The sequence below is a fragment of the Arthrobacter sp. 9E16 genome, assembly GCF_002929435.1.
GTDB classification, from domain to species: Bacteria; Actinomycetota; Actinomycetes; order Actinomycetales; family Micrococcaceae; genus Arthrobacter_B; species Arthrobacter_B sunyaminii.
In genome coordinates this window covers 1,224,568-1,250,827 of the sequence record NZ_PJIU01000001.1, presented here as the reverse complement: position 1 = coordinate 1,250,827, position 26,260 = coordinate 1,224,568, and the positions used below count along the sequence as shown (strand labels likewise).

The following is a 26,260-nucleotide window of genomic DNA, read 5'->3' as shown; positions in this document are numbered from 1 at the left end:
CTTCAAGGCGCACATATTCCGGTGCGAACATGCAATGGTGAGTTCTAATCCCAGCACCTCAGCCGCCACGCCGGCCCGCAAGTCCTTCTTTGGCCATCCCCGCATGTTGGCGAACCTCTTCAGCGTCGAGCTGTGGGAACGGTTCTCCTTCTACGGCATGCAGGGCATCCTGCTGTACTACATGTACTACTCGGTCACCGACGGCGGCCTCGGCATCGACATTGCCGTTGCCACGTCGCTGGTTGGCGCGTACGGCGGTGGCGTGTACCTGTCCACCATCGTTGGTGCGTGGCTTGCAGACCGGGTCCTCGGATCCGAACGCGTGCTCTTCTACTCCGCCGCGATCGTGGTTCTTGGCCACATCTCCCTGGCTGTCCTTCCGGGCGCCGTGGGCCTGGCCGCCGGCCTGATCCTGATTGCCCTCGGCTCCGGCGGTGTCAAAGCCAATGCGACCTCCCTCGTCGGAACGCTGTACTCGCAGAAGGATGAACGGCGCGACGCCGGTTTCTCCATCTTCTACATGGGCATCAACCTCGGCGCGCTGGTGGGACCACTGCTCACCGGTCTTCTCCAGGTCCGCCTCGGCTTCCATTACGGCTTTGGCCTGGCCGCCATCGGCATGGCCATCGGCCTGATCCAGTACGGAATGACCCGCAAGTACCTGCCCGAGGCAGCCCACCAGGTAACCAACCCGCTGCCGCGCAGCAAGTACGGCGTCATGGGCGGCGTTACAGCCGGTGCCGTGGTGATCATTTCCCTCGCAGTGATCTTTGGCCTGCTGAAGGCGGAGAATCTTGCAGTGGTGATGGCCGCCGTGGCCATCATTGCCTCCATCGCCTACTTTGTGATCATCCTGCGCAGCCCGAAGGTCGGCGCCCTCGAACGCCGCCGCGTGTACTCCTTCATGCCCCTGTTCATTGCCAGCGCCGCCTTCTGGGCCCTGTTCCAGCAGCAGTTCACGGTTGTTGCCCTGTACGCTGACACCTCCCTGGACCGCCGCATCTTCGGCTGGGAGATGCCGCCGAGCTGGGTGCAGTCCATCAACCCCATCTTCATCATCATCTTCGCTGCCGTTTTCGCAGGTGTGTGGACCAAGCTGGGCAACCGCCAGCCGTCCTCCCCGCTGAAGTTCGCCCTCGGCCTGGCCGTCATGGGCCTGGCCTTCCTGGCCTTCATTCCGTTCTCCGGCGGCGGCCCCAACAGCACCCCGCTGCTGGCCATCGTCGGGATCCTGCTGCTGTTCACGTTTGCCGAGCTGTTCATCTCACCGATCGGCCTGTCCGTGGCGACCAAGCTGGCTCCGGAAATCTTCCGGACCCAGATGGTGGCGCTGTTCTTCCTCTCGGTCTCGCTGGGCACCACCCTTGCGGGCTGGCTGGCACAGTTCTACGACCCGGAAACCGAGGTCAGCTACTTCATGTTCAGCGGCATCACGGCCATCGTCATTGGCGTGGCCCTGGCCGCCGGCACCCCGGCCATCAAGAAGCTGATGGGCGGCGTGCGCTAAGCACTCCCCCGGCCCGGTGCCAGCCACCGGGAGAACGACGACGGCGGCCTTCCGCCGTCGTCGTCCTGCGTTTAACGGGGCCGCCGCGTTCAATCCCGGCGGCGGGCAGACCGCGGTTCCGGCGGTCCTTCTGCCGCCGGCGGCAATTGTTTGGCATGCTTAGGGGTATGTCTAATCGCGCCGGCACAGTTGCCCAACCCTCCGACCTCGTTGACCTGACGGCCCTCCTGGACGCCTATCAGGACCTCTCTCCGGATATGAATGACCCCTCCCAGCGTGTGGTCTTCGGGACGTCGGGGCACCGCGGTTCGTCGCTGAACGGCGCCTTCAACGAGCCGCACATTGCCGCCATCACCCAGGCAATCGTTGAGTACCGCAGCGGCCAGGGCATCACCGGCCCGCTGTTCATGGGCAAGGACACCCATGCACTTTCCGAGCCCGCCCAGAACACCGCACTGGAGGTGCTCGCCGGGAACAACGTCAACGTGCTCATTGATGCCCGCAACGGCTTCACCCCCACCCCGGCACTGAGCCACGCCATCCTGAAGTACAACAACGGCCGCACCGATCAGGCCGACGGCATCATCATCACCCCCTCGCACAACCCCCCTGCCGACGGCGGTTTCAAGTACAACCCGCCCACCGGCGGGCCGGCCGGCTCCGAAGCCACCAACTGGATTGCCAACCGCGCCAATGAGCTGCTGGAGGACGGGCTGCGGGACGTGAAGCGGATTCCGCTGGGCGAGGCCCGGCTGGCGGACGGCGTCGGAACCTACGACTTCCTGCAGAACTACGTGGACGATCTGCCCTCGGTCCTGAACCTGGACGCCATCCGCGAATCAGGGCTGCATATCGGCGCTGATCCGCTGGGCGGGGCATCCGTGGACTACTGGGGTGCCATCGCGGAACGGCATAACCTGAACCTGACCGTCGTCAACCCGAACGTGGATCCGCAGTGGGCCTTCATGACCCTGGACTGGGACGAGAAAATCCGCATGGACTGCTCCTCCCCCTACGCCATGGCTTCGCTGATCGCGCGCGCCAACGAGTATGACATTGCCACCGGGAACGACGCCGACGCCGACCGCCACGGCATTGTCACCCCCGACGGCGGGCTGATGAACCCGAACCATTACCTCGCCGTCGCCATCGATTACCTGTACCGGAACCGTGAGGGCTGGCCGAAGGACGCCATGGTGGGCAAGACCCTGGTGTCGTCCTCCATGATTGACCGGGTGACCGGCGACCTGGGCCGGACCCTGATGGAGGTCCCGGTGGGCTTCAAGTGGTTTGTTCCGGGGCTGCTGTCCGGCGACGCGGCCTTCGGCGGCGAGGAATCCGCCGGTGCCTCCTTCCTGCGCCTGGACGGCAAGGCCTGGACCACTGACAAGGACGGGATCCTGCTGGCCCTGCTGGCCTCGGAGATCACCGCCGTGACGGGCAAGACGCCGTCCCAGCGGTACCGGGAACTCACCTCCCGCTTCGGTGATCCGGAATACGCACGCGTGGACGCGCCCGCCAGCCGGGAGCAGAAGGCAGCGCTGGCCAAGCTCTCGCCGTCGGACGTCACCGCCACCACCCTCGCCGGCGAGGACATCACCGCACGCCTGACCGAAGCGCCCGGCAACGGCGCACCCATCGGCGGGCTGAAGGTCACCACGGAGAACGCCTGGTTTGCTGCCCGGCCTTCCGGCACGGAGGACGTGTACAAGATTTACGCGGAGTCCTTCAAGGGCGAGGAACACCTGCGCCAGGTGCAGGCCGAAGCCAAGGCCATTGTGGACGGGGTTATTTCCTAGCTTCGGCCAACAACAGCCGTCGTAAACGGAAGGGGGCGCACCGGCCGGTGCGTCCCCTTCCGTTTTTCCCCAGGGCTGTCAGAGCAGGCGGCGCAGCAGCCGCCGTTTGAGCCCGTTGTACGGCGGATAGGCCACCTTCAAGGTGTCCAGGGCCGTGCCCTTGGTAAACACCGGGCGCAGCTGGCTGAACGTATCGAACGTGTATTTGCCGTGATAGGCACCGGTGCCGCTGGCTCCGGCACCGCCGAAGGGCAGTCCGGGAACGGCCAGCTGCACGGTGCTTACGTTGTGGTTCACGCTTCCGGCCCGCACCCGGGCCTCAAAGGTTTTCCGCGCTGCCGCGGACTGCGTGTAGAGGTAGGACGCCAGCGGCACGGGACGGTCATTGATGAAGGAGATGGCTTCGTCCAGGTCCTTCACCGTCAGCAGCGGCAGGATCGGTCCGAAGATCTCCTCCTGCATCACGGGTGAATCCGGTGACACGTCGGTCAGGATGGTCGGTTCCAGGTACAGCGAGTTCCGGTCCCCGCCACCGCCGGACAGTATGGTGCCGCTGTCCAGCAGGCCGTGCAGCCGGTCCCAGTGCTGCTCGTTGATGATCCGGCCCAGGTCCGGGCTTTTGGCCGGATCCTTGCCGAACAGCTCGGCCACGGCGCGCACCAGATGCTTGCGCAGCTTCGGTGCCGCCTCCTCGGTGACCAGCACATAATCCGGCGCCACGCAGGTTTGGCCGGCATTCAGCATTTTGCCGTACACCAGACGGCGGGCGATGGCGGCGAAATTGCCGTCCAGGACCACTGCCGGTGACTTCCCGCCCAGCTCCAGCGTGACCGGAGTCAGGTACTGGGCGGCGGCCTGCAGGACCACGCGGCCCACCCGCTCCCCGCCGGTAAAGAAGATGGAATCGAACCGCTCGGCCAGCAGCGCCGTGCTCGCTTCCTGCCCGCCCTCCACCACAACGACGGCGGCCGGGTCCAGATACAGGGGCAGCAGTTCGGCCATGGCCCGGGAGGTGGCCGGCGCCAGCTCGGAAGGCTTCAGCACCGCGGCGTTGCCCGCGGCGAGCGCTCCGATGAGCGGAGCCAGCAGCAGCTGCACCGGGTAGTTCCACGGCGCAATAATCAGCACCACGCCCAGCGGCTGGGGTTCGGTCTTCGCGGAGGCGGGTTTCAGGCCCAGCGGCACGGGAACCTTGGTGCTGCGGGTCCACTGAACTAAATGCCTGAGGGCATATTCAGTCTCCGAGACGGTGATGGAGATTTCCGTCAGGTAGCCTTCCAGCGGGTTTTTACCCAGATCCTGCGCCAGCGCCGCACTGAGCTCGGCTTCCCGCTCGGTCAGCAGCCGAATCAGGCCCTGCAGCTGCTTTCGGCGCCAGTCCAGCGGGCGGGTGATCCCGGAATCGTAGGCGCGGCGCACCCCTGCCACCACGGAGGGGATGGACGCACCGAAAGTGCCTCCCGTGATCTCGTGTTGGGCTGTTGCACTCATCGCTTGCCCTCCGCTGCCGCAGGGGCGGCAGGACGTCCGGTGAAATGGTCCATCGACTGGTACACCTTGAAAACCCGTCCTGCCACCACGTCCCATACCGGCTGCGGCAGCAGACCTCTCAGGGCGCTGCCCAGCGGCACGGTCCAGGGCAGCTGGATGCGGGCCTTGCCCTCCATCAGGGCCGTCCAGGCACGGTCCACCACATACTCCGGTTCCATCAGCGGCGTCAGCAGCGGGCCGCGTGCGCCGGCAAACATTCCGGTTTTGATGTAGCTCGGAATCAGGGTGGTGACCTGAACGTGCCCATTGCCTGATTCATTCAGTTCCAGCCGCAGCGAATCGCTCCAGCCGATGACAGCCCATTTGGAGGCGGTGTAGACACTCATTTTCGGCACGGACAAGGTGCCCGACGCCGAAGCGACGTTCAGGATCCGCGCCGGGGTGCGGCGGGCAATCATCTGCGGCAGGAACGCCCGGGTGATGTGCATGGGAGCCAGCGTGTTCACCTGCATGACGGCATCAATATCGGCCTCATGGTCATGCTCCCAGAAGTACTTTCCGCGGACGATGCCGGCATTGTTGATGAGGATGTCGGGAACTCCGGCTTCGGCCAGGACACTCTCGGCGGCGGCAGTCACTTCGGCCACGGAACTGACATCCAGGGCATAAGGGTGGACGGTGCTGCCGCCCAGGGCCCGCAAGTCCGCCGCGGTGGCCTCCAGTGCCTCGGCGTTGCGGTCCCACAGCACTACGTGAGCAGCGCCGTCGTGCACTGCCCGCTCCGCATAGAGCCTGCCCATGCCCATCGCCGCACCGGTTACAAGGACCGTGCGGCCCGCTGCTGATATGCCCATGCTGTTCCGTCCGTTCGCAGGCGGAAACCGCAGTCTCCGCCAGGTTGTCCTCCGGTAAAATAAGGGGGTTTGCAACATAACACTCCAGCTGTCATAGCCCGGTACTATTCTGCACGAACCAATCGCGGGTCTTCGAAAGGCACTTCAATGAGCAAATTCGGTACGGCCTGGACGATTCACGGAGACGGCAAAACCATCAAACCCGGAGAGTACGTTGCTCCGGATGAACGGTTGAGCTGGCCGCGGACCATCGGAATCGGATCCCAGCATGTGGTGGCCATGTTCGGGGCAACCTTCCTGGTGCCCCTGCTCACCGGCTTTCCGCCGGCCACCACCCTGCTGTTCTCGGGGATCGGCACCATTCTCTTTTTGATCATCACCGCCGGACGGGTGCCCAGCTACTTGGGTTCCAGCTTCGCGTTCATAGCCCCGATCACGGCGGCCACCAGCCAGCACGGGCCCGGCGGGGCGCTGGGCGGAATCATCATGGCCGGCGCCGTCCTGTTCCTGGTGGGACTGGCTGTCCAGCGGGCCGGCACCAAATGGATCCAGATCCTGATGCCGCCCGTGGTCACCGGCACCATCGTGGCGCTCATTGGCCTGAACCTCGCCGGTTCCGCGCGGGACAATTTCGAGAAGGGCCCGCTGACCGCCACCATCACAGTGGCGGCCATTTTGCTGGCGACCGTCCTGTTCCGGGGTTTCCTGGGCCGCCTCTCCATCCTGTTCGGCGTCGTCGCCGGTTACATAGCCGCCATCGTCCAGGGGGAAGTGGATTTCCAGGCCATCAACGATGCCGCCTGGTTCGGGCTGCCCGAGTTCCATTCCCCCACCTTCCATTTCTCGCTCATCGGCCTGTTTGTGCCCGTGGTGCTGGTGCTGGTCGCGGAGAATATCGGCCATGTGAAGTCAGTGGCGGCCATGACAGGACGGGACCTGGATCCCTATGCCGGCCGGGCGCTGATGGCCGACGGCCTCGCGACGGTCCTGGCCGGCTCCGGCGGCGGCTCGGCGACCACCACGTACGCGGAGAACATCGGCGTCATGGCGGCATCCCGGGTCTACTCCACCGCCGCCTACTGGGTCGCGGGCATCGTTGCCATCCTGCTGAGCCTGTTTCCGAAATTCGGCGCCATGATCGCCACCGTCCCGGGAGGGGTCCTCGGCGGCGCCGGCGTCATCCTCTACGGCATGATCGGCATTCTGGGCGTGCGGATCTGGGTGGACAACCGGGTGAACTTCTCCAACCCGATCAATCTGTCCACCGCCGGTTTGGGGCTGATCGTTGCCATTGCCAACTTCACCTGGGTTGTTGCCGGGGTGGAGTTCGGCGGTATTGCCCTTGGCACCGGCGCCACCCTGATCGCCTTCCACGGCATGCAGTCGATTGCCCGCTGGCGCGGCACCGATCCCGATGAGCCCGGCGAGGACCTGGGCTCCAAACCAAGCCGCCTGGGCTAGGCGGGACTTAGCTTAAGCCCCTTCCAGCGCCTGAATGGTGGCCCGGGTCAGCCACCGCTGGGCATGGACCATCGCGTCGGCCGGATCCTGCACCAGGTCCAGCAGGCTGACGGCCGCCACCACACCGTACCCGGCCAAGATGTGCGGGGGCAGGGTGATACGCCCTGCAAGGGCCACTACCGGGATGCCGGCATCCCGTGCGCGCTCGGCCACTGACAGCGGCGCCTTGCCGTAACGGGACTGCTCATCCAGTGATCCCTCACCCGTCAGCACCAGATCGGCCTTTTCCAGCGCTGTGTCCAGTCCGGTAAGCAGGGCAATCACGTCGAAGCCGCTTTCCAGCGTGGCATTGGTGAACGCCAGGAACCCCGACGGGAAGCCTCCGGCCGCGCCCGCACCGGCAATATCGACGTCGACGCCGGTGGTTTCCAGCAGCAGTGCGCCCCACCGGACCAGTGCCTCGTCCAAGAGAAGCCGCGCGGTGGCATCCGCTCCCTTCTGCCCGGCAAACACGTGTGCCGCACCCTCGCTGCCGGTGAGCGGATTGGTGACGTCGGCGGCGATGCGGATCCGCACTCCGGCCAGCCGGGGATCCAGGCCGGAGGCGTCGATGGCGGCGGCGAGGGACAGGCCTGCTCCGCCGGGCGGCACCGGGTTACCGGCAGCATCAAGGATGCGCAGCCCGAGAGCGGTAAGGGCTCCGGAACCGCCGTCGGTCATGGCCGATCCGCCGATGCCGAGGACAATCTCCGACGCTCCGGCGTCCAGCGCTTCGCGGATGAGCTCTCCGCTGCCGTAACTCGACGCGGCCAGGGACGACTGCACGGAGGGTTCCACCAGCATCAGGCCCGAGGCCCGGGCGGTTTCAATCACGGCCGTGCTGCCGGTCAGCGCCCACAGGGCGGTGACGTTTCCTCCCAGCGGTCCGCGGACAGTGGCGGTGCGTTCCTGCGCACCCGCGGCCAGCGCCGCTTCCAGGGTGCCCTCGCCGCCGTCGGCCACCGGAACGAGCATCACGTCCGCCTCCGGATACACGGCGAGCACGCCTTCAGCCATGGCGGCGGCGGCCTCCACTGCGGAAAGGGAACCTTTGAACTTGTCCGGGGCTATGAGAACGCGCATGCCCCTATCCTGCCATCCCCTCCGGATCCTGCTGCGGCCAGACTGCACGCTTCGTCAGGATCTCGGCGAGCAGATCGGCGCGGTCCGACACCAGGCCGTCCACGCCTTCATCCAGCAGCCGCTCCATGTCGGCGGGCTCATTCACAGTCCACACGTGCACCTGCAGGCCGGCGCGGTGACAGCGGCGCAGGAACGCCGGCGTCACCACCTTGACCGGACCCTGGCGTTCCGGCACCTGCAGGCATTGGTAGCGGCCCACGCGCGCCAGCGGTCCGGCCAGGCCAAGGGGTGCCAGAAGCACCGTCAACGCAGTGAAAACGCTGCCCGCTGAACTCGCTGCCCGGCGGCCCGAGCGGCGCAGGATCCGCAGCGCCGCCAGCCGCCGCCGGTCGGAGAAGGAGGTGACGAGCACGCGCTCATGGGCTCCGTGCTTGTCCAGCAGGCGGGCCAGTTCAGCCGATCCCGCGGCGTCCTTGATGTCCACGTTCAAGCGAACCCCCGGCAGTTCCGTCAGCAGCTGTTCGAAGGTGGGAATGGATGCGCGTCCGCCGATTCGGGCTGCCTGGATTTGCCGGTAGCTGAGGTTTCCCACCGGACCTCCGGCACCGGCAACCCGGTCCAGCGTGGCGTCGTGAAAGGCCAGGAGTACACCGTCGCGCGTGGTGCGCACATCCGTTTCCAGGTAACCGAACCCCAGGGCGGCGGCGGCACGGAACGCCGGCATGGAGTTTTCCAGGCCTTCCCGGGAAAAGCCGCGGTGGGCGAAGCCCAGCGGGCCGGAGGCGTTGAAGTAGGGGTAGCTCACCCGCGTACTTTATCCGGGAAATCCTCTGCAGCCCGGAAAGGCATGCCATTTGGGGCTGCGTCCGCCCTAGACTGTCACCACCCGATGGGCCGCTGTAGCGCGGTTCCCGGAACATCCGTGCGGTGCGGAGGTACCTGGCTTGGCAACTACATCATCCGCTGGCCCTGCTGCAGGATTCGGCCGGTCCGGCGTCAGCAGGACGCTACTCTGGCAGGCGGAGTGGTTTCGCGGCGGCGTACGGCGGGCACCGGTAACGCTGGCCTTTCTCGCCTTTTACTGGATTGCGGGTGCAGCAACGGGAAGCCTGCGCTCCGGCCCGGGGGGCGCGCTGGCAGACTGGGTGGTTTTGTCAGCGGATTCCCTGCCTGGCCATTGGCCCGCTCTGCTGCTTTCCGGCTTCTGGGCGTCCGGGCTGCCGGGTTACTTCGCGGCAACCGTGCTGATCCTGGGCGCCGGACTCCCCTCCGAGCGGCTGATGGGATCGGTGCGGTTCGCCCTGGCAGCAGTGATATCCCAGGTCCTCGGCGCGCTGCTTGCCATTGGTTTCGCCCACACCGCAAACGCCATACCCGGGGAGTGGTCACGGGCGCTGGAATCAGAATCCTTCGTGGGGCCGGTGGCCCTGGCCTGCGGCACCCTCACGGCACTGAGCGCACGGCTTTCCACCCTGTGGCGGCGCCGGCTGCGCGTGGGTCTCCTTACCCTGTTGGCGCTCCTGGCCCTGTACGGCGGGTCGTTTCACAGCGTCACCGTTCTGGCAGCGGCAACCGTGGGCGCCGTCGGCGGTCCCCTGCTCTTTGGCCGGCTGCCGCGCTGGCCCGGGCGGCTGGCCTCCACCCGCAGGGAAGCACGCGTCCTGGTGGGTCTGGTGGTCTTTGCCTCGGCTGTGGGCCCGGTGATTTCGGCCCTCAGCTCACAGGCTGTGGGTCCGCTGGCAGTCCTGCGCTATCTGTTCACCAATGTGGAGATTACGGACCCGCAAACCCTCGCCCAGCTCTGCGGTGATCCGGGGCAGGCCGTGGACTGCAATTCCGCCAAGCTGCAGCTGCGCGCCGGTCCCGCGGGTTTCTTCCTGGCCGTTCTGCCGCAGATACTCCTGGCCGTGTTCTCCGACGGACTGCGCCGGGGGCGCCGGTTCGCGTGGGCGGGCGCGCTGATCCTGCAGGGCGTGATGACGGTTCTGGCAGGCCTGCGCGTGATCCGCTTCCTTGGAGGCGACACTGCGGGAAACCGTTATGAACTGGGAACGGCACAGAATGCCCTGGCGCTGGGGCTGCCATTGCTTGTTCCGTTGGCGGTGCTGGTGCTGCTGGCCGCGACGCACCGCCTCTTCACCGTTTCGGCGCCGGCGGGAACCTACCGCAGGTTCGCGGTCCGGGTTGCCGGGGCGGCGGTTGTCCTCAGCATTGCCTACGTTGCCGGCGGCCTGCTGGACCGGGACGGTTTCACGCCCCGTGCTTCGGCATCACTGCTGATAGCGGACCTGCCCAAGCGCTTCCTTCCGGTCCTGGAACTGACTTCCGCAGTGCCGGGGGTGCTGCCCGTGACGCTGTTCACCGACCTTCTATATGAGGGGCTGGGAGTTCTTTTCTGGGTTTTTGTCTGCGTGATGCTGCTGGGGTCCTGGCTGAAGCCCGCGCACGCACCCGAGGCCGGAGACGAAGGCCGGGCGCGTGAACTGCTGATGAAGCACGGCGGGAGCACCATGTCCTGGATGACCCTGTGGCCCGGGAACACGTACTGGTTTGCACCGTCAGGAGATTCCTACGTGGCGTTCCGCCCGGGGATGGGCGTTGCCCTCACCGTGGGTGAGCCGGTGGGACCGCCCGAGGACCTGCGGGAGACCGTCGAGGGGTTTGCCGCTTACTGCACCGCAAACGGGTTGGCGGCATGCCTATATTCGGTGACATCGGAAACGGAGAAGATCACCGCGGGACTGGGTTTTTCCCGCCTGCAGGTGGCCGAGGAAACAGTACTCCCGCTGGGAAAACTGGAATTCAAGGGGAAGAAGTTCCAGGACGTCCGCACCGCCATGAACCATGCCCGCAAAGCCGGGATCGAAGCACGGTGGATCAACTACTCCACCGCCCCGCTGGCGGTCATCGATCAGCTTCATGCCATCTCCGAGGAATGGGTGGCGGATAAGAAAATGCCGGAAATGGGCTTCACCCTGGGCGGCCTTGACGAGGTGGATGACCCGGAGGTGCGCTGCCTGCTGGCGGTGGACCGGGACGGCACAGTGCACGGTGTCACCTCATGGCTGCCGATCTACCGGGACGGCGCTGTTGTGGGCTGGACGCTGGACTTCATGCGCAGGCGCAGCTCCGGGTTCCGTCCGGCCATGGACTTCCTCATAGCCTCGGCCGCGGTTTTGCTGCAGGACGAAGGATACGAAACCCTCAGTCTCAGCGGTGCGCCGCTGGCCCGCTCCCGCCGAGCCGGCGAGAGTGAGGCGCCGATCCTGGACCACGTCCTGGATTTACTCGGGGCCACCCTGGAGCCGGTGTACGGTTTCCGTTCCCTGCTGGCCTTTAAGGCAAAGTTCCAGCCGCAGTACGTGCCTCTCTACATGACCTACCTTGACCCGGCGTCCCTGCCCGCCATCGGGAATGCAGTGGCCCGGGCCTACCTGCCGGAGGTCTCGCTGAGCCAGAGCTTCACCCTGATGCGCCGGATTGTGGACGGCGTTCGGTGAACTCTGTCTCTTTGCTGACCGGCGTTCTCCCTGCGGTGCTGCTCGTCCTGGGAGGATTGTCGCTGGTGGGGCTGGCAGCCGGCAGACCCCGCCATCTGCTCGTGGTGGTGCCGCTGGCGGCCATGGCTGCAGCCGTTATCACCTTCATCCTCTTCCTGATGGCCGAATCAGTCTTCCACTGGTGGAACGCGGCCTTTCCCCGGATGCTCTACGTATATGCCGGACTCGGAATACTGGCTGTCATCCTTGCCGTGCTGCGGATTCGACGGGTGGACGCGGCGTGGGACCGGTTCCTGGCAGTGACTGCGGCGTCGCTGGCGCTGACAGCCGTAGCGGTCACCGTCAATGCCGCCTACGCCCAGTATCCAACACTGGAATCCCTGATCAGTCCGCCCCGTCCGGTGGATGAAGCGCTTCCCACCCGGGACCCTGCGTCGGCCGCCGGGCTGCCCGCCACCACCGACGCGAACTGGACCGCTCCGCCGGACATGCCGGCGGAGGGCAGGATTTACGCGGCGGACATTCCCGGTACCACCTCCGGTTATGCCTCCAACTCCGCACTGGTCTATCTCCCTCCCGCCTATCTGGCCCAGCAGCCGGCGGTCAACCTTCCCGTCCTCGTCCTCATCCACGGCCAGCCCGGCTCCCCCAATGACTGGCTTGTGGGCGGACAGCTGCTGGACATGATGGACACCTTTGCCGCAAAGCACCAGGGGCTGGCTCCCGTGGTGGTCATGCCCGATGCGTCCAACGCGGACAACACCAACTGGCCCCTCTGCCTTGATTCGGACGTCAGCTCCTCGGCGACTTATCTGGCCGTGGATGTCCCTGCCTGGGTACGGCAGAATCTGGCAGCAGGACTCAGCGGAGGCAGCCAGTGGGCGGTGGCAGGGTATTCCTACGGCGGCACCTGCGCCATGCAGCTGGCCGCCAACTATCCTGACGCCTATCCCACGTTCATCGACATCGCCGGAGAGGCAGAGCCCACCGTTGTGCAGGGCCGGGATTTCCTGATCAGCACCTATTTCGGCGGGAACGAGTCCCGGTTCACGGCCCAGAACGCCCTGGACCGGCTGGCGGCGCAACCGTTTCCGGATTCCGCCGGCATCGTGGCTGTGGGCGCCGATGACTCCGTGTACACGCCCGAGGGCCGTCAGGTCTATGAGGCGGCAAAAGCCGCGGGCATGGATGTGACCCTCCAGGTGCTGCCCGGCGGACACTCCTGGCAGGTCTGGAAGGCCGGGCTGGCGAACAACTTGGATTGGCTCTGCCGCCGGTTGGGCATACTGGTTTCATGACGGATGACTCAGCTGGGCGCCTTCCCCCGGACCCTCTTGACCGCCGCCGGCAGCAGCCCGGATCCGGACCCGCTGCCGGGTTGGCTTCGTTTCTGCACCGCCTCGCGCAGTGGACATCCCCGCGCGCGGCCCTGCTGATCACCCTGGCACTGGGGCTGATTCCGGCCGTGCTGCTGACGCTGGGTTCTGCTGAAGTCTATGAATCGGTGGTGGAGTCCGACGGCGTGGCTCTGTTGGACCAGCCGGCACTGGATGCGGCGCTGGCGGTGCGGTCCCCCTGGATGAACTCAGCCGTGACCGGGTTCACCAACCTGGCCGGCACCGTGGGCATGCCCATCCTGGCAGGGGCAGCCATGCTGATACTGGCCTGGCGCTGGCGGTCCTGGACTCCGGTGCTGCTTATGGTGTCCGCAGCAGCAGGGTCGCTGCTGATGACGGTGGCAGGGAAGGACCTCATCGGCCGGATCCGGCCTCCGCTGGCGGACGCCGTTCCGCCCTACGAGCACTCGGCGTCGTTCCCCAGCGGGCATTCGCTGAATTCGGTGGTGATCGCCGGCTTGGTGGCCTACCTGATCCTCCTGCGGCTTGAGTCGCGATGGGCCAAGCTGCTTACGGTGGCGGCCGCGGCTGTTTTTGCTTTGGCCGTGGGCCTGAGCCGTGTATATCTGGGTCACCACTGGTTTACCGATGTCCTGGTGGCCTGGACGCTGGGACTGGCCTGGCTGGCGGTGGTGATCACCGTCCACCGGGTGCTGCACTCGCGCCGGGCGGCAGCTCTGGGCGTTGACGCCGGCCCCTAAAGGTCGCCGCTCAGCGGCGGCTGCCGCCCCAAGCCCGCGTCACAGCCGGCGCAGGAGCGATTCCAGGACCTGGGCCACGCCGTCGTCTGCGAACGCCGGCGCCACTTTGTCGGCTGCCGCCAGAGCCTCGGCGTGGCCGGACGCCATGGCGTAGCCGCACCCGGCCCACTGCAGCATCTGCACGTCATTGGGCATGTCCCCGAAGGCCACCACATCCGCCGGCGCAATGTCACGGGATGCGGCGTAGTCGGCCAGCGTCACCGACTTGTTCAGGCCGTGCAGCGACATCTCCAGCAGCGGGACGGTGGGTGCGGAGTGCGTCGCGGACACCAGATGCGACACCGCGGGGCGGACCCGCTGCAGAAACTCATCCGGTGACGCGCCGTCCACGCGTGCCAGGAACTTCACCACAGTGTCCGCCTCGGTGAGACTGGATTCCAGTGGAGCCGGTGCTTTTGCTCCCGGCAGTTCCTCGGATCCGGATTCGAGGAACCCGGGAGCCAGGTGGAAGCCGTCCACAGTTTCAGCGGCAAACCGGACCGCCGGATAGAGGTTCCGGATGATGGCGGCAGCTGAGAAGAGATCCGGCAGGGCCAAGGCCCGTGCCTTGAGCACGCGGGCCGTCCCCAGATCGTAGGTGACGGCGCCGTTGGAACAGATGACGGTGCCGGCGTGCCCCAAGGCATCCGTGAGGGGGGTCAGCCAGCGGGGCGGACGGCCCGTGACAAAAACGATCTCGACGCCGGCGTCCGCGCAGTCCCGGAACGCGCGTACGGTCCTGTCGCTGATCCTGTTGTCCGGACCCACAATGGTCCCGTCCAGGTCGCTTGCTACCAGACGCACCGCGCACCCCGTTCACTCGCTGGATTTCTGCGCAGCTGCGCAGAAATCCAGCCTATCCGGCCCGGGCGGCCGGATGCGGCCACAGGCACCCGGGTCAGTCGGCGGATACTTCCGCCAGGCCCACCAGCCGGCCGCGGGCCAGGGTGTGGCTGAACAGGTTGAATCCCAGGAAGGCCGGGGTTGCATCGGCCGGAACATCCAGGGTTTCGACGTCCACCGCGTGAACCACCACAAAATAGCGGTGCGGTCCGTGGCCGGGGGGCGGTGCCGCTCCCACAAAACCGGCAAACCCGGCGTCGTTCCGCAGCTGCACGGTGCCCTGCGGCATGTTGTCCGTGTTGGCGGCATCGCCGGGCAGTGATGTGGTGGACACCGGAATGTTGAAGGCCGCCCAGTGCCAGAAGCCGCTGGCGGTGGGTGCATCGGGATCGTACATCGTGACGGCGAAACTCTTGGTGCCTTCCGGAGCTCCGGACCAGGTCAGCTGCGGGGAGGCGTCCTTCCCTCCGGGGATCCCCATTTTCCCGCTGTACTGTGCGGGGGCAAACGGCTCCATATTGGCGATGTCCTCGCTGGTGACGGCAAAGGCCGGCACGGAGGGAAGCGCCTCATACGGGTCATAGCTTTGCATCGTGTTCTCCTTGGCGTGAGTCGTCAGGGGTTGGGAAGGTCTTCGCGGAACGGCGGGTTGGCGCCCGCCCGTGACACGGTGACGGCTGCGGCGCGGACGGCGAAGCCCAGCACGGTATTCAGGTCCCCGGCGCTGATGCGGGCCAGCTCGGGACGGCGGGCACCGCCGTCGAGCTCCCGGTCCATGAGCGACACCAGCAGGGCGGACATGAAGGAGTCCCCGGCACCCACGGTGTCCACTACGGTGACCGGCGGAACGGAGGCCTCGGCTTCCCCGGCGGCGGTTACGGCCCAGGCGCCCTTGGATCCGCCGGTGACGGCGACGAGCGCGGGGCCCATGGCCAGCCATCGCCGGGCGGCGTCCCGGGGGTCTTCGTCCGGGTACAGCCAGGCAAGGTCCTCGTCCGAGGCCTTCACGACGTCGGCCAGGGCGACGAATCTCTCCGCCTGTTCCCGGGCGTAGGCCACATCCGTGATGATCGAGGGCCGGCAGTTGGGATCATAGGTGATGGTTGCCGAGGGGCGGGCGCGTTCCACTGCCCGCAGCACCGCGTCTGCGCCGGGCTGCAGCATGGCCGCAATGGAGCCGGTGTGCAGCATGGTGGTACCGTCCAGCAGCCGGGGCAGCGCCTCGGCCAGGGACGGGAGCTGCCACTTGAGGTCAAAGGTGTAGCGGGCCCCTCCGGCCGGATCCAGCAGAGCGGTGGCGACGCTGGTGGGCAGGTCATCCGGCGGCAAAGGAGTCAGGACGGAGTTGCCCCGGAGATGTTCTTGGATCAGCTGCCCGTAGGCATCGGTACCGTAGCGGCCGACAAACTGCACCGGCCGGCCGAGCCTGGCAACGCCCACGGCCACGTTGAGCGGACTCCCGCCGGGATGGAACCGTTTGGGAGCGGTGTCGCTGAGAACCTCGTCCACGAGGGCTTCGCCGATGACTGTAAGCACGCTTCACAACCTAACAGAGCACCCGCCAGGTTTCCTTAAGTTAGCCGCGCTTCGGACACTGCGGCCACGGCTTCGACGACGGCGTCCCAGGCATCAGTGCCGGGCGTGATCAGGTCAAAATGGTCTCCCGGGACCATCCGCAGTTGGGCAGGCGAGCCGGACTGCACGGCCGCCTGCACAAATCTGGCGGACTGGCTCAGCGGCACATGCCGGTCAGCGTCGCCGTGCAGGGCAATCACGGGAACGGACAGCGGGAGCCGCTGCAGTGGATCCGAACTGCGGTAGCGGTGCGGATCTGCCTCCGGCGAGGACCCCAGGAAATTGAGCACCGCGCCGTCGCTGAGGTTCAGCTCCATCGCCTCGGCCAGGTTCAGGACCCCGGCCTGGCTGACGACGGCGGTGACGGGAACCGCGGCTCCGGTGCGGCCGGCGGCCCACACCGCCAGGTGTCCGCCGGCGGAATGTCCCAGCACAGTGACCCGTGACAGGTCCAGGCCGTAGTCCACGGCCACCGGCGCGAGCGCATCGATGCCGGCGCTGATGTCCTCGAAGGTTTCGGGCCAGCCGCCGCCGTTTCCGGCCCGCCGGTACTCCAGGTTCCAGCAGGCATAACCCCGGGCGGCGAGATCCCGCGCGGCCGGCCGGCCCAGTTCAGCCGTGTACCGGGAGCGCCAGTATCCTCCGTGGATAATGACCACCACAGCGGGGGCGTTTCCGAAGGGTGCGGCGGCGCCGCCGTCGGGCAGCGAGAGTTCGGCGTGCTGGTCCGGATGTTCACCGTAGGCAAGGCGCCGCGGGTCGAACGGCATCATAACCACCCCTTCATCTGGCCTAATCTGGTAGTTGAGCCTAGCGTCCGGCACGCCGGACGGCCGGCAACACAACCAAGGTGAAGGAACGGGGTTTTTTCTATGGGCGCGTGGGACAGCCTCGATGACCGGCTGCGTCCGGTGGTCCAGGCGAGCACCGATGAATACGCACGGGTCCGTCCGGCTTTGGAAAAGCTCACCCGTGAAATGGAGGAGAGCCTGCGGGCCATCTTCACGGACAGTCCCGTCCGTCCGCTGTTCGTGGCCTCACGGACCAAAACGGTGGAGTCCTTCCGGGACAAGGCTGCCCGGACCCTGCCGTCCGAGGATCCCTCCGAGCTGCCGACACTGTTGTTCCCCGATCCGCTGCGCAACCTGATCGATTTGGTGGGACTGCGGGTGATCGTCACCCTGCCGCACGAGGTCGATGAGGCCGCCAACCTGATCAAGCGCCAGCGTGCCGAGTTCGACTGCCGCGGGGACCGGGAAAAGGACATTGGATCCATCGAATCCGGCACCTACGGCTATTCCAGCCGGCACCTGGTCCTGCGGACCATCCAGAATGACACCGTTCGGGAGTTCCACAAGCTCCTGGACCCGGACCAGCGGCCCAACGGCAGCTACCAGTTTGAAGTGCAGATCCGCACCGTGCTGGCTCACGCCTGGTCCGAAATTGAGCATGACATCCGGTTCAAGGCCGGTGATCCGCGGGCCTGGAGCCCGTACTTCGACCGCCAGTTCACTGCCACGGCGGCCATGCTGGAAACCGTGGAGACCGCGTTTGCCGAACTGCATGAGCGCTATGAGACAGTCACCGGTTTCTGGGACGAGGACGGACAGGGAAGCGCGCCGCTGACTCCCAACCGGATCCGCGACGTCTGGATGACGCTGCTGCCGCATGTGAACCGCAAGGCCGGCGATGACTGGGGCTGGGCCGCCGAACTGCTGGCCGCCCACGGCATGAAGACCACCATGGACCTGGCCGGACTGCTGCAGGCGGACATCATCACCAAGGTCCGCAAGGCCCTGGACCACCGGTACTCCCCCGGACCGGACCGGCTGCTCGATGACCTGCTGCTCTGGCGCTTCGGCAAGAAGCACATTGACCTGACCGCGGAGCCCGAGGACGCGGCGGTTAAGCCGCGGCGCGAGTCGCTGGGCCGACGATACCGGCAGATGCAGCTTTTCCGGGCCCGGGAAGAGAACGCCTGAGGCCGGTTCCGCGGCCGTTTTGGGATTCGGCTACCGGTTTGGGATTCGGCTACCGGCGCGGACCGGCAGCAAAAGCCCAAACCGGCGGGGAAATCCCAAAACGGAGGGTTTCCTGATGCGGGGCCGGGGGCAGCGCTCCTTCTTGCCGCTTGCCCCTGTGCCGCCTACGGTGAGCGGATGGGATTCCAACTCAGCGGCGGGGATGCCCGGCGGATGCGGGTGCGGTCCCAGCTGCTGACCGGCTCGGACCTTTTGCCTGCCGGCGTCGTACAGCGGGCGGTCGCGCTGCAGGGCCAGGATCTGCCCGCCGTCCTGCGCGCCGTCGCTCTGCGCTCAGAGCCGGGAACCACTGTGGCCGATGTGCAGACCGCGTTCAACGACGGCGCACTGGTCCGCAGCTGGCCAATGCGGGGCACACTGTTCGCCACGACGCCGGAGCATTTGGGCACACTGCTGTTCTTCACCGCGGAGCGCATTCACCGGGCTACCGTGCGGCGCCGGGAGGAACTCGGGCTGGATGAGCGCACGGTTGGCCGCGCCCGGGATGTGCTTCTTGAAGCCCTCCAAATCCGTCCGCTGCGCCGGGCAGAAGTCCTGTCCCTGTGGGACGCGGCCGGCATCCCCACAGCCGGCGGCCCCGGGTATCACCTGCTGATGCATCTGGCCGTGGCCGGCCACGTGCACTGGGGACAGTTCCATCCGGACCGCCCCGAACAACTCCTCACCCTTTCCCCGGACCACTCGCCGGCGGATCCGGAGGCAGCGCTGGCCACAGTGGTCCGCGGGTTTGTCCTCGCCCGGGGACCGGTGACCGAGGCGGACCTGGCCTGGTGGACCAAGCTTCCCCGGACTGTCCTGCGGCGTGCAGCCGCCGCAGTGGAGGACCTCACCACGGTGGAAGTGGACGGCACGCCTGCGTGGATTATCGGGGACCCGGACCCGGACCTCCCAACGGCCACGGGAGCTGTGCTGCTGCCCGGGTTTGATGAGTGGATCCTGGGCTACACGGACCGTTCCCTGACAGCCAGCCCGGCAGTGTTCGAAGCGCTGGTACCGGGCCGCAACGGAATTTTCCGCCCGGCGGTGGTGGTGGACGGAGTCACCGTTGGCACCTGGCGGTCGCCTCGCTCCACGGCCAGGTCCGGGACGGAACCGATGGTGGACCTGGTGGAGCGGATTCCGGCGGCGGCGCGGCGGGCAATTGACCAGGCGGTTGCCTCCTGGCCGCACGGTTAATCCCGCACACTGCCCGGTGGTCAACGCTGATCGGCGCAGTTAGGCGGAGTCCCGCTGGACCAGGCTGACGGGCGGCAGTTCTTCAGCGGCCGTTTCTCCCAGCGCCATCTGTGCAAACCGCTTTCCCAACCGTGCGGCATCAAGCCGGACGGTCGTCAGCGGCGGCACGGCGAGGGACGCCAGCGGAATGTCCTCGGCACCAATGACCGCCAGGTCCCGCGGCGCCGTCCACCCGTGGACCGCTAATCCGGACAGCAGCGCAAAAGCGTGATCGTCGTCGAACGCGCACACTGCGCTTACCGCCTCCGGGCCTTCGAGCCAGCGGGCTACGGCGGCCGCCGCATCGGCGGCATCCAGGTGAAGGTGCGCGACGGCGGGACGCGGCAGGCCAAGGACATCACAGGCATGCTCGATGGCGGCCAGGCGCACCTGCACGCGCCAGCCGTAGCCGGCGCCCTCCGGCACGGCCACGCCGATCCGACGGTGCCCGGCGTCGGCCAGGTACTGGACCTGCAGTGCGCCGATACCCAGGTCCGGCCCGAGCGGATCATGCAGTGTCGAGTGCAGCGAGGCCACCCTGATCCCGGTGGCCTGCAGGGCAGCCAGCTCCGCGTCCTCCAGCGGGGTGATGAGGATCAGTGCCGCAGGAACCAGGGAATGCACCAGGGACACCGCACCTCCGCTCCGGGGCAGCCGGTGGGCCACCAGCCGCAACCCGTGCTGCTCCAGGTACTCCGAGGCCGCGTCGATCACCATGGCCTGGGCCCGGCCCAGCGGTTCGGGCGGCAGCAGCATCAGGACCAAGGTGCTGCGGCCGCTGCGCAGCGTGCGGGCAGCGGCGGACGGGATGTACCCCAGATTCCGGGCGGCCGCCAGTACCTTGTCCCGGGTGGCGGCGGAGATGCTTTGCCCGCTGCGGCCGTTGAGCACGTAGCTGACCGTGGCCCGGGAAACGCCTGCTTCTCGGGCCACGTCAGAGGAGTTGGCCCTGCGCTCCACGAGCCGTCCTTTCCGCCGAAAATGTCTGCCTTATATCCGCCGGGTTTCTCCGGTACTCTGACATTACAGGCAACTTACACGTGTAAGCAGCACGGGATACCCCCGCGTTGACCGCCTGCAACCGCGGCCGTTACAGTCCGGCCGCCTCGGCAACGAAAGGACCGGTCCATGGCTAACTCGCCCATCACCGCCCAGAACACCGTCCAGCAGTGGCTCGACCACCCGGCAGGCGGACCCGCCATCCGCGGCATGCTCGCGCAGGCCGGCAGCGACGAGTCAACGCTGGGCCCGGCACTGACCCTGAAGCTGCAGCAGCTTGTTGACCTGAGCGGGGGCAAGTTCCCGCAGGCAGCCGTGGATGAACTCGTCAAGGCAGCCAACGGCGGCGTCATGCCCGAAACCGCCGAGACCGTCCTGCCGACCGTCGAAGGACGTTTCGAGGGCCGCACCGTCATCGTCACCGGCGCCGGTTCCGGCATTGGCCGCGCCACCGCCGGACGGATTGTCCGTGAAGGCGGCCGCGTCATCGCCGTCGACATTGCCGAGGTGAAGATCAAGGAGCTCGCCGCCGAGCTGGGCGACGCCATTGTTCCGGTTGCCGGAGACCTGACCGACCCCGCCGCCATCGACAGCATCATGGCCGCCGCCGGCACCAAGATTGACGGCCTGGCCAACGTGGCCGGCATCAATGACGATTTCTCGCCGCTGCACGAGGTCTCCGATGCCATGTGGCAGAAGATCTTCGCCGTCAACGTGGAGGGCCTGATGCGCCTGACCCGCGCCGTGCTGCCGACCATGCTCGAAGCACACAAGGGCTCGATCGTGAACATCACCTCCGAGGCCGGCCTGCGCGGCTCGGCATCCGGTGTGGCCTACACGGCCTCCAAGCACGCGGTTGTGGGCATTACCCGGAGCACCGCGTTCATGTACGCCAAGGAAGGCATCCGCGTAAACGCAGTGGCTCCGGGCGGCGTGGCCACCGGCATCCCGATGGGCGGCAAGACCAGCGAGTACGGCGAAGCCCGCCTCGGCCCCGCCCGCATCAACATTCCGGGCCTGGCATCGGCTGAGGAGCTGGCAGCGTCCATCACGTTCCTGCTCAGCGATGACGGCGTGAATATCAACGGCGCCATCCTGCCCTCCGACGGCGGCTGGTCCGCGGTTTAGCCCCAGCCGGTAATCCCGCACCTGCCGTCGAGAACGAAGGAGAAACCATGAAGTCTGTCCACGTCACCGGTCCGGACACCAACGAGTGGGTGGAGGTCGAGCGGCCCGTCACCGGTCCCCGCGATGTCCTGTTGAAGATGAAGGCCTGCGGGATCTGCGGCTCCGACGCGATGTACAGCCACCTCGGCGGCATTCCGCCCCGGCAGGGCGCCACCCCGCTGGGGCATGAGCCGGCCGCCGAAGTAGCGGAGGTCGGCGCCGACGTGACCGGGTTCGCCGTCGGCGACCACGTGGTCATCGACACCATGGCGTTTACCGACGGGCTGCTGGGCAGCGGCGGTGCGCAGGGCGGGTTGTCCGAATATGTCCTGGTGAAGGATGCCGAGCCGGGACGCCAGCTGCGGGTCATTCCCAGCGACATTCCGTGGGAAGTGGCTGCCCTGAACGAGCCGATGGCAGTGGCCTATCACGCGGTAAACCGCACCGATCCGAAGCCCGGCGACAAGGTTGTGGTATTCGGCGCCGGCCCCATCGGGCTCGGCGCCGTCCTCGGCTACCGCCGCCGGGGCGCCTCACACATTGTGGTCGTGGACATCATTCCTTCCCGTCTGGAGAAGGCTCTGGAGATCGGCGCGGATGCCGTCATCAACTCCGCCGAGGAGGACGTGGCGGCCCGCCTGGTCGAGCTGCACGGTGACGGGGCCACCATGCTGGTCCGCGGAACCCGGTCCGGAACCGACATCTTCCTCGACGCCGCCGGGGCACCCGTGGTTCCCCAGACGGTCGGCAATGTGGCGAAGTCCGGTGCGGTCCTGGGCGTCGTGGCGGTGCACAAGAAGCCTGTGGAACTGGATTTTGGTTCGATCCTCACCACCGAGCTCACCATCGTCTTCGCGATGGGCTACCCCACGGAGATCTTCGAAGTTACCGACGACATCATCGAGAACTGGGAGAAGTACAAGCTGATCATCAGCGACGTTCTTCCCTTCGACCGTTCCCTTGAAGCCCTGGAACTGGCGAAGACCCCGGGGGCGGCAGACAAGGTGGTGGTGAGGTTCGACTGAGTCCGGGTGCCGTCAGAAACGGTAAACGGCCAGCTCGTCCGCCGGCTCGAAGCCCTGCCGGGCATAGAAGGACTTCGACGCCGGTGACGGCGAGGTGACGATCCGCGCCGCCCCGATCCGGCGCGAATAGTCGACGGCCGCAGCCACCAGCGCCCCGCCCACCCCGGCGTTCCGGTACGCCGGCAGCACGAAGGCGTTGGCAAGGTAGACCCACACGGACAGCGGCTTTCCCGGCTTCGGCATCCGCTCGAACACCATCAGGTTCAGCATCCCGATCAGGGAGCCGGCCGGGCTTTCGGCGACGAAGAAAACTCGCGGGTTCGTGGCCAGCCAGTCCCCGAAGGCACTGGCAAAGTCCGGGTCCACGGGGACATCCAGTCCGGCTTCGGCGGTCCACACCGTCCGCAGCCGCGCCAGTTCGGGGATGTCCTGCGGTGTTCCTTCGCGGATCATGCGCCCCACCCTACAACGACGGCGGCCGCACCTTCACGGGGAAGGTGCGGCCGCCGTCGTTATGCGGTGTTGTGCCTTAGGCTCCGGAAACTCCGGCGGCCAGCATGTTCAAGGAGTCTTCAAGCTCGTCCTTGGACACCATCGGGAAGGACACCTTCTTCAGCGTCTCCTTGTCGGTGACGTGGGACCAGTCATAGGTCAGCGTCACCTCGGTGGAGTCCGAACCGTGCGGCTCGAGTTCCCAGACCCACTGCCAGCCCATGGGCTCGGTGCCGGCCACAGCCGTCTGCCAGGCCAGGAGCTTGTTGTGGTCATAACCGGTGACGTGGTTGTCCGTCTGGTAATCACCCATTTTGGAGTTGTTCATGTTCATGGTGAAAACCTGCCCGGACTTGGTGATGCGGTCGGTTTTCTCGTCCGAAACCACCATGCCGGAACCGTCCAGCTCGTGGTGGCGCGCCGGGTTGGACAGGAGGTTGAAGATGTCGTTGGCTGGGGCATCAATAACTCGCGAAACGGTGATGCTCTTGTGATCAGTGGTCAATGAACTCTCCTTCAATAGATGGATCGTACGTACCCGCAGGCTCAGTCCGCGGTTTGTTCCGAGGCTTCCTGCAGTTCCCAGCCCGTAATGTACGGCGGATCCTGCCCCTCGTCCCGGGTATATTGCCGGCAGCGGATCCGTTCGTCCTGGAGCCACTGCCGGAAACCGGCCTGCGTTGATCCCAGCGACGCTACCCGGTCCAGCACGTCGATGGCTAACTGGAACCGGTCAATCTGGTTGAGCATGGCCATGTCGAAGGGTGTGGTGGTGGTGCCCTCCTCCTTGTAGCCGCGTACGTGCAGATTGCCGTGATTAGTGCGCCGGTACGTGAGCCGGTGGATCAGCCACGGATAGCCGTGGTAGGCGAAAATGACGGGCCGGTCCTTGGTGAACAGGGTGTCAAAATCCCTGTCAGAGAGCCCGTGCGGGTGCTCTCCGGGGTCCTGCAGCCGCATCAGGTCCACCACGTTTACCACCCTGATTTTCAGGTCCGGCAGCTGCTTCTTCAGCAGACCGGCCGCGGCCACGGTTTCCAGGGTGGGTACGTCGCCGGCGCAGGCCAGCACGACGTCGGGATCGGTTTTGGTGCCGGGTCCTGTGGTTTCGCTGCCGGCGAAGTCCCAGATGCCCACACCGCGCTCCACGTGCAGCTGGGCCTCCACCGGATTCAGCCAGGCGGGCGTGGGCTGCTTGCCGGACACCACCACATTCACCCGGTCCCGGGTGCCAAGGATGTGCTCGGTCACGGCGAGCATGGTGTTCACGTCCGGCGGCAGGTACACCCGGATGACTTCGGCCTTCTTGTTCACCACGTGGTCAATGAAGCCGGGATCCTGATGCGAGAAGCCGTTGTGGTCCTGCTGCCAAACGTGGCTGGAAAGCAGGTAGTTCAACGAGGCAATGGGCTGGCGCCAGGACAGGCTGCGGCTGACTTTCAACCATTTGGCGTGCTGGTTGAACATGGAATCGACAATGTGGACAAAGGCTTCGTAGCAGTTGAACACCCCGTGCCGGCCGGTGAGCAGGTATCCCTCCAGCCAGCCTTCGCACAGGTGCTCGGAGAGAACTTCGGCCACCCGGCCGCTGCGGGCCAGGTGCTCGTCAATCTCGTCGATGCGCTGCTGCCACGCCTTGTCCGTGACCTCATAGACGGCCTGCAGCCGGTTGGACGCGGTCTCATCCGGGCCGAAAATACGGAAGTTGGACGGATTCAGGGAGATCACGTCGCGCAGGTATTCGCCGGCGGTAATCATCGGCGAGATCCGCTTGGTTCCGGGGTTTTCCACGTCCACGGCATGGTCCGCGTACGCCGGCAGCTTGAGGTCCTGCAGCAGTCTCCCGCCGTTGGCGTACGGGGTGGCACTCATCCGCGCGTTGCCTTCCGGGGCCAGGGCGGCGATTTCGGGCCGCAGCCGGCCGGCGTCGTCGAACAGTTCTTCCGGCTGGTAGGAGCGCATCCATTCCTCGAGCTGCGCGAGGTGCTCCGGGTTGTCGTGGATGCCGGACAGCGGCACCTGGTGCGCCCGCCAGGTGCCCTCCACCTGCAGACCGTCCACCACGGCGGGTCCGGTCCAGCCCTTGGGCGAGCGGAAGATGATCATGGGCCAGCGCGGGGCGTGTTCGTTCCGCACATCTCGGGAGTCATCGGCATCCGGGGCGTCGGCAGGCACTGCCACCCGCTCGCCGCTGCGGTAGGGTGCCTGGATTTCGTCGATTTCGGCCAGGCAGGCTTCCAGTGCTGCGGCAAAATCGACGTGCGCCTGCGCCGTGGCCGAGGGATCCTCCACGGTGACCAGGTAGGGGTGGTAGCCGTAGCCTTCCATCAGCTTCACCAGCTGCTCCTCGGGCATGCGCGAGAGGATGGTGGGGTTCGCAATTTTGTAGCCGTTCAGGTGCAGGATCGGCAACACCGCACCGTCCACGGCCGGGTCCAGGAAGCTGTTGGAATGCCAGCTGGCGGCCAGCGGCCCGGTTTCGGCCTCGCCGTCGCCGATCACCGTGGCGGCGATCAGGTTCGGGTTGTCGAACACCGCGCCGTAGGCGTGTGCCAGCGAATAGCCCAGCTCGCCTCCCTCGTGGATGGACCCGGGGGTTTCAGGAGCCGCATGGCTGGGAACACCGCCGGGGTAGGAGAACTGTCGAAAGAGCGTCTGCAGCCCGGCCTCGTCCTGTCCCACGTGGCTGTAGATCTCCGAGTAGGTGCCCTCGAGCCAGGCGTTGGCGACGTTGGCGGGCCCGCCGTGCCCGGGTCCGGTGATGAAGAGGACCTCACGGTGCTGGTCGCGGATCACCCGGTTAAGGTGCGCGTAAAAGAAGTTCAGCCCGGGAGTGGTGCCCCAGTGTCCCAGCAGCCGGGCTTTGACGTCCTCCTTTTCCAGCGGGCGGCGCAGCAGCGGATTGTTCCGCAGATAGATCTGCCCGGCGGAGAGGTAGTTAGCGGCGCGCCACCAGGTGTCCACATCCTTAAGGGTGTCGCTGAGCGGCTGGTCCGGTGCAACGGGTGCGGCAGTCATGCAGGCCTCCTGG

22 protein-coding genes are annotated in these 26,260 nt (G+C 66.6%); 10 read left to right on the top strand and 12 right to left on the bottom strand.

Annotated features, from left to right (window positions below; genetic code table 11):
• The first annotated feature begins 34 nt into the window (after positions 1–34).
• Positions 35–1,507, top strand: coding sequence for a peptide MFS transporter (locus CXR00_RS05990; RefSeq protein WP_104053537.1), 1,473 nt, complete (start codon positions 35–37; stop codon positions 1,505–1,507).
• 167 nt (positions 1,508–1,674) lie between these two features.
• Positions 1,675–3,306: a phosphoglucomutase (alpha-D-glucose-1,6-bisphosphate-dependent) gene (gene pgm / locus CXR00_RS05985; protein ID WP_181032485.1), complete on the top strand. Its 1,632-nt coding sequence runs from the start codon at positions 1,675–1,677 to the stop codon at positions 3,304–3,306.
• 78 nt (positions 3,307–3,384) lie between these two features.
• Here pgm and CXR00_RS05980 read toward each other — a convergent pair whose 3' ends face one another.
• Positions 3,385–4,797 (bottom strand): aldehyde dehydrogenase family protein, encoded by a 1,413-nt coding sequence (locus CXR00_RS05980; protein WP_104053535.1) that lies wholly within the window; start codon positions 4,795–4,797, stop codon positions 3,385–3,387.
• Positions 4,794–5,651 carry an SDR family oxidoreductase gene (locus CXR00_RS05975; RefSeq protein ID WP_104053534.1) on the bottom strand — a complete coding sequence of 286 codons (858 nt, stop codon included), beginning with the start codon at positions 5,649–5,651 and terminating at the stop codon, positions 4,794–4,796. Before CXR00_RS05975 ends, CXR00_RS05980 begins: the two co-directional genes overlap by 4 nt.
• A gap of 147 nt (positions 5,652–5,798) precedes the next feature.
• On the opposite strand from CXR00_RS05975, the gene CXR00_RS05970 reads away from it, so the two are divergent.
• Positions 5,799–7,112, top strand: a complete 1,314-nt coding sequence (locus CXR00_RS05970; RefSeq protein ID WP_104053533.1) for a uracil-xanthine permease family protein — start codon at positions 5,799–5,801, stop codon at positions 7,110–7,112.
• Between the two features lie 12 nt (positions 7,113–7,124).
• On the opposite strand, the gene CXR00_RS05965 is transcribed toward CXR00_RS05970, so the two are convergent.
• Both CXR00_RS05965 and CXR00_RS05960 read right to left on the bottom strand, forming a co-directional pair.
• The gene (locus CXR00_RS05965) at positions 7,125–8,234 is read right to left on the bottom strand and encodes a glycerate kinase (protein WP_104053532.1); all 1,110 of its coding nucleotides are present in this window, start codon (positions 8,232–8,234) and stop codon (positions 7,125–7,127) included.
• Positions 8,235–8,238: 4 nt separating this feature from the next.
• Positions 8,239–9,039: a glycerophosphodiester phosphodiesterase gene (locus CXR00_RS05960; protein ID WP_104053531.1), complete on the bottom strand. Its 801-nt coding sequence runs from the start codon at positions 9,037–9,039 to the stop codon at positions 8,239–8,241.
• Between the two features lie 139 nt (positions 9,040–9,178).
• On the opposite strand from CXR00_RS05960, the gene CXR00_RS05955 reads away from it, so the two are divergent.
• The 3 genes from CXR00_RS05955 to CXR00_RS05945 are packed head-to-tail and all read left to right on the top strand — an operon-like array spanning position 9,179 to position 13,832.
• Positions 9,179–11,734, top strand: coding sequence for a bifunctional lysylphosphatidylglycerol flippase/synthetase MprF (locus CXR00_RS05955; protein ID WP_104053530.1), 2,556 nt, complete (start codon positions 9,179–9,181; stop codon positions 11,732–11,734).
• The gene (locus tag CXR00_RS05950; RefSeq protein ID WP_104053529.1) at positions 11,731–13,032 is read left to right on the top strand and encodes an esterase family protein; all 1,302 of its coding nucleotides are present in this window, start codon (positions 11,731–11,733) and stop codon (positions 13,030–13,032) included. Before CXR00_RS05955 ends, CXR00_RS05950 begins: the two co-directional genes overlap by 4 nt.
• Positions 13,029–13,832 (top strand): phosphatase PAP2 family protein, encoded by an 804-nt coding sequence (locus tag CXR00_RS05945; RefSeq protein WP_104053528.1) that lies wholly within the window; start codon positions 13,029–13,031, stop codon positions 13,830–13,832. Before CXR00_RS05950 ends, CXR00_RS05945 begins: the two co-directional genes overlap by 4 nt.
• A 39-nt stretch (positions 13,833–13,871) precedes the next feature.
• Here the strand turns inward: CXR00_RS05945 and CXR00_RS05940 are convergent, their stop codons facing one another.
• From CXR00_RS05940 to CXR00_RS05925, 4 genes are all read right to left on the bottom strand, one after another.
• Positions 13,872–14,675, bottom strand: a complete 804-nt coding sequence (locus CXR00_RS05940; protein ID WP_104053527.1) for an HAD family hydrolase — start codon at positions 14,673–14,675, stop codon at positions 13,872–13,874.
• A 94-nt stretch (positions 14,676–14,769) separates the two neighbouring features.
• Entirely contained in the window at positions 14,770–15,306 is a 537-nt protein-coding gene (locus tag CXR00_RS05935) for a YbhB/YbcL family Raf kinase inhibitor-like protein (RefSeq protein ID WP_104053526.1), read from the bottom strand.
• 23 nt (positions 15,307–15,329) lie between these two features.
• Positions 15,330–16,250 carry a carbohydrate kinase gene (locus CXR00_RS05930; protein WP_104053525.1) on the bottom strand — a complete coding sequence of 307 codons (921 nt, stop codon included), beginning with the start codon at positions 16,248–16,250 and terminating at the stop codon, positions 15,330–15,332.
• A 35-nt stretch (positions 16,251–16,285) separates the two neighbouring features.
• Positions 16,286–17,062 (bottom strand): S9 family peptidase, encoded by a 777-nt coding sequence (locus tag CXR00_RS05925; protein WP_258060280.1) that lies wholly within the window; start codon positions 17,060–17,062, stop codon positions 16,286–16,288.
• A gap of 99 nt (positions 17,063–17,161) precedes the next feature.
• On the opposite strand from CXR00_RS05925, the gene CXR00_RS05920 reads away from it, so the two are divergent.
• A complete protein-coding gene (locus tag CXR00_RS05920) occupies positions 17,162–18,271 on the top strand; it encodes a GTP pyrophosphokinase family protein (RefSeq protein ID WP_104053524.1) in 1,110 nt (369 codons plus the stop codon).
• Between the two features lie 177 nt (positions 18,272–18,448).
• Entirely contained in the window at positions 18,449–19,507 is a 1,059-nt protein-coding gene (locus CXR00_RS05915) for a crosslink repair DNA glycosylase YcaQ family protein (RefSeq protein WP_104053523.1), read from the top strand.
• Between the two features lie 39 nt (positions 19,508–19,546).
• On the opposite strand, the gene CXR00_RS05910 is transcribed toward CXR00_RS05915, so the two are convergent.
• Positions 19,547–20,506: a LacI family DNA-binding transcriptional regulator gene (locus CXR00_RS05910; protein ID WP_104053522.1), complete on the bottom strand. Its 960-nt coding sequence runs from the start codon at positions 20,504–20,506 to the stop codon at positions 19,547–19,549.
• A gap of 168 nt (positions 20,507–20,674) precedes the next feature.
• Between CXR00_RS05910 and CXR00_RS05905 the strand changes: the two genes are divergently transcribed.
• Positions 20,675–21,673 carry an SDR family NAD(P)-dependent oxidoreductase gene (locus CXR00_RS05905; protein ID WP_104053521.1) on the top strand — a complete coding sequence of 333 codons (999 nt, stop codon included), beginning with the start codon at positions 20,675–20,677 and terminating at the stop codon, positions 21,671–21,673.
• A 47-nt stretch (positions 21,674–21,720) separates the two neighbouring features.
• Positions 21,721–22,737 (top strand): zinc-binding dehydrogenase, encoded by a 1,017-nt coding sequence (locus tag CXR00_RS05900; RefSeq protein ID WP_104053520.1) that lies wholly within the window; start codon positions 21,721–21,723, stop codon positions 22,735–22,737.
• 12 nt (positions 22,738–22,749) lie between these two features.
• Here CXR00_RS05900 and CXR00_RS05895 read toward each other — a convergent pair whose 3' ends face one another.
• From CXR00_RS05895 to CXR00_RS05885, 3 genes are all read right to left on the bottom strand, one after another.
• The gene (locus CXR00_RS05895; protein ID WP_104053519.1) at positions 22,750–23,190 is read right to left on the bottom strand and encodes a GNAT family N-acetyltransferase; all 441 of its coding nucleotides are present in this window, start codon (positions 23,188–23,190) and stop codon (positions 22,750–22,752) included.
• Between the two features lie 76 nt (positions 23,191–23,266).
• On the bottom strand, positions 23,267–23,734 hold the full coding sequence (locus CXR00_RS05890; RefSeq protein WP_104053518.1) for an SRPBCC family protein: 468 nt from the start codon (positions 23,732–23,734) through the stop codon (positions 23,267–23,269).
• 41 nt (positions 23,735–23,775) lie between these two features.
• Entirely contained in the window at positions 23,776–26,247 is a 2,472-nt protein-coding gene (locus CXR00_RS05885; protein WP_104053517.1) for a phosphoketolase, read from the bottom strand.
• Between the last annotated feature and the right edge of the window lie 13 nt (positions 26,248–26,260).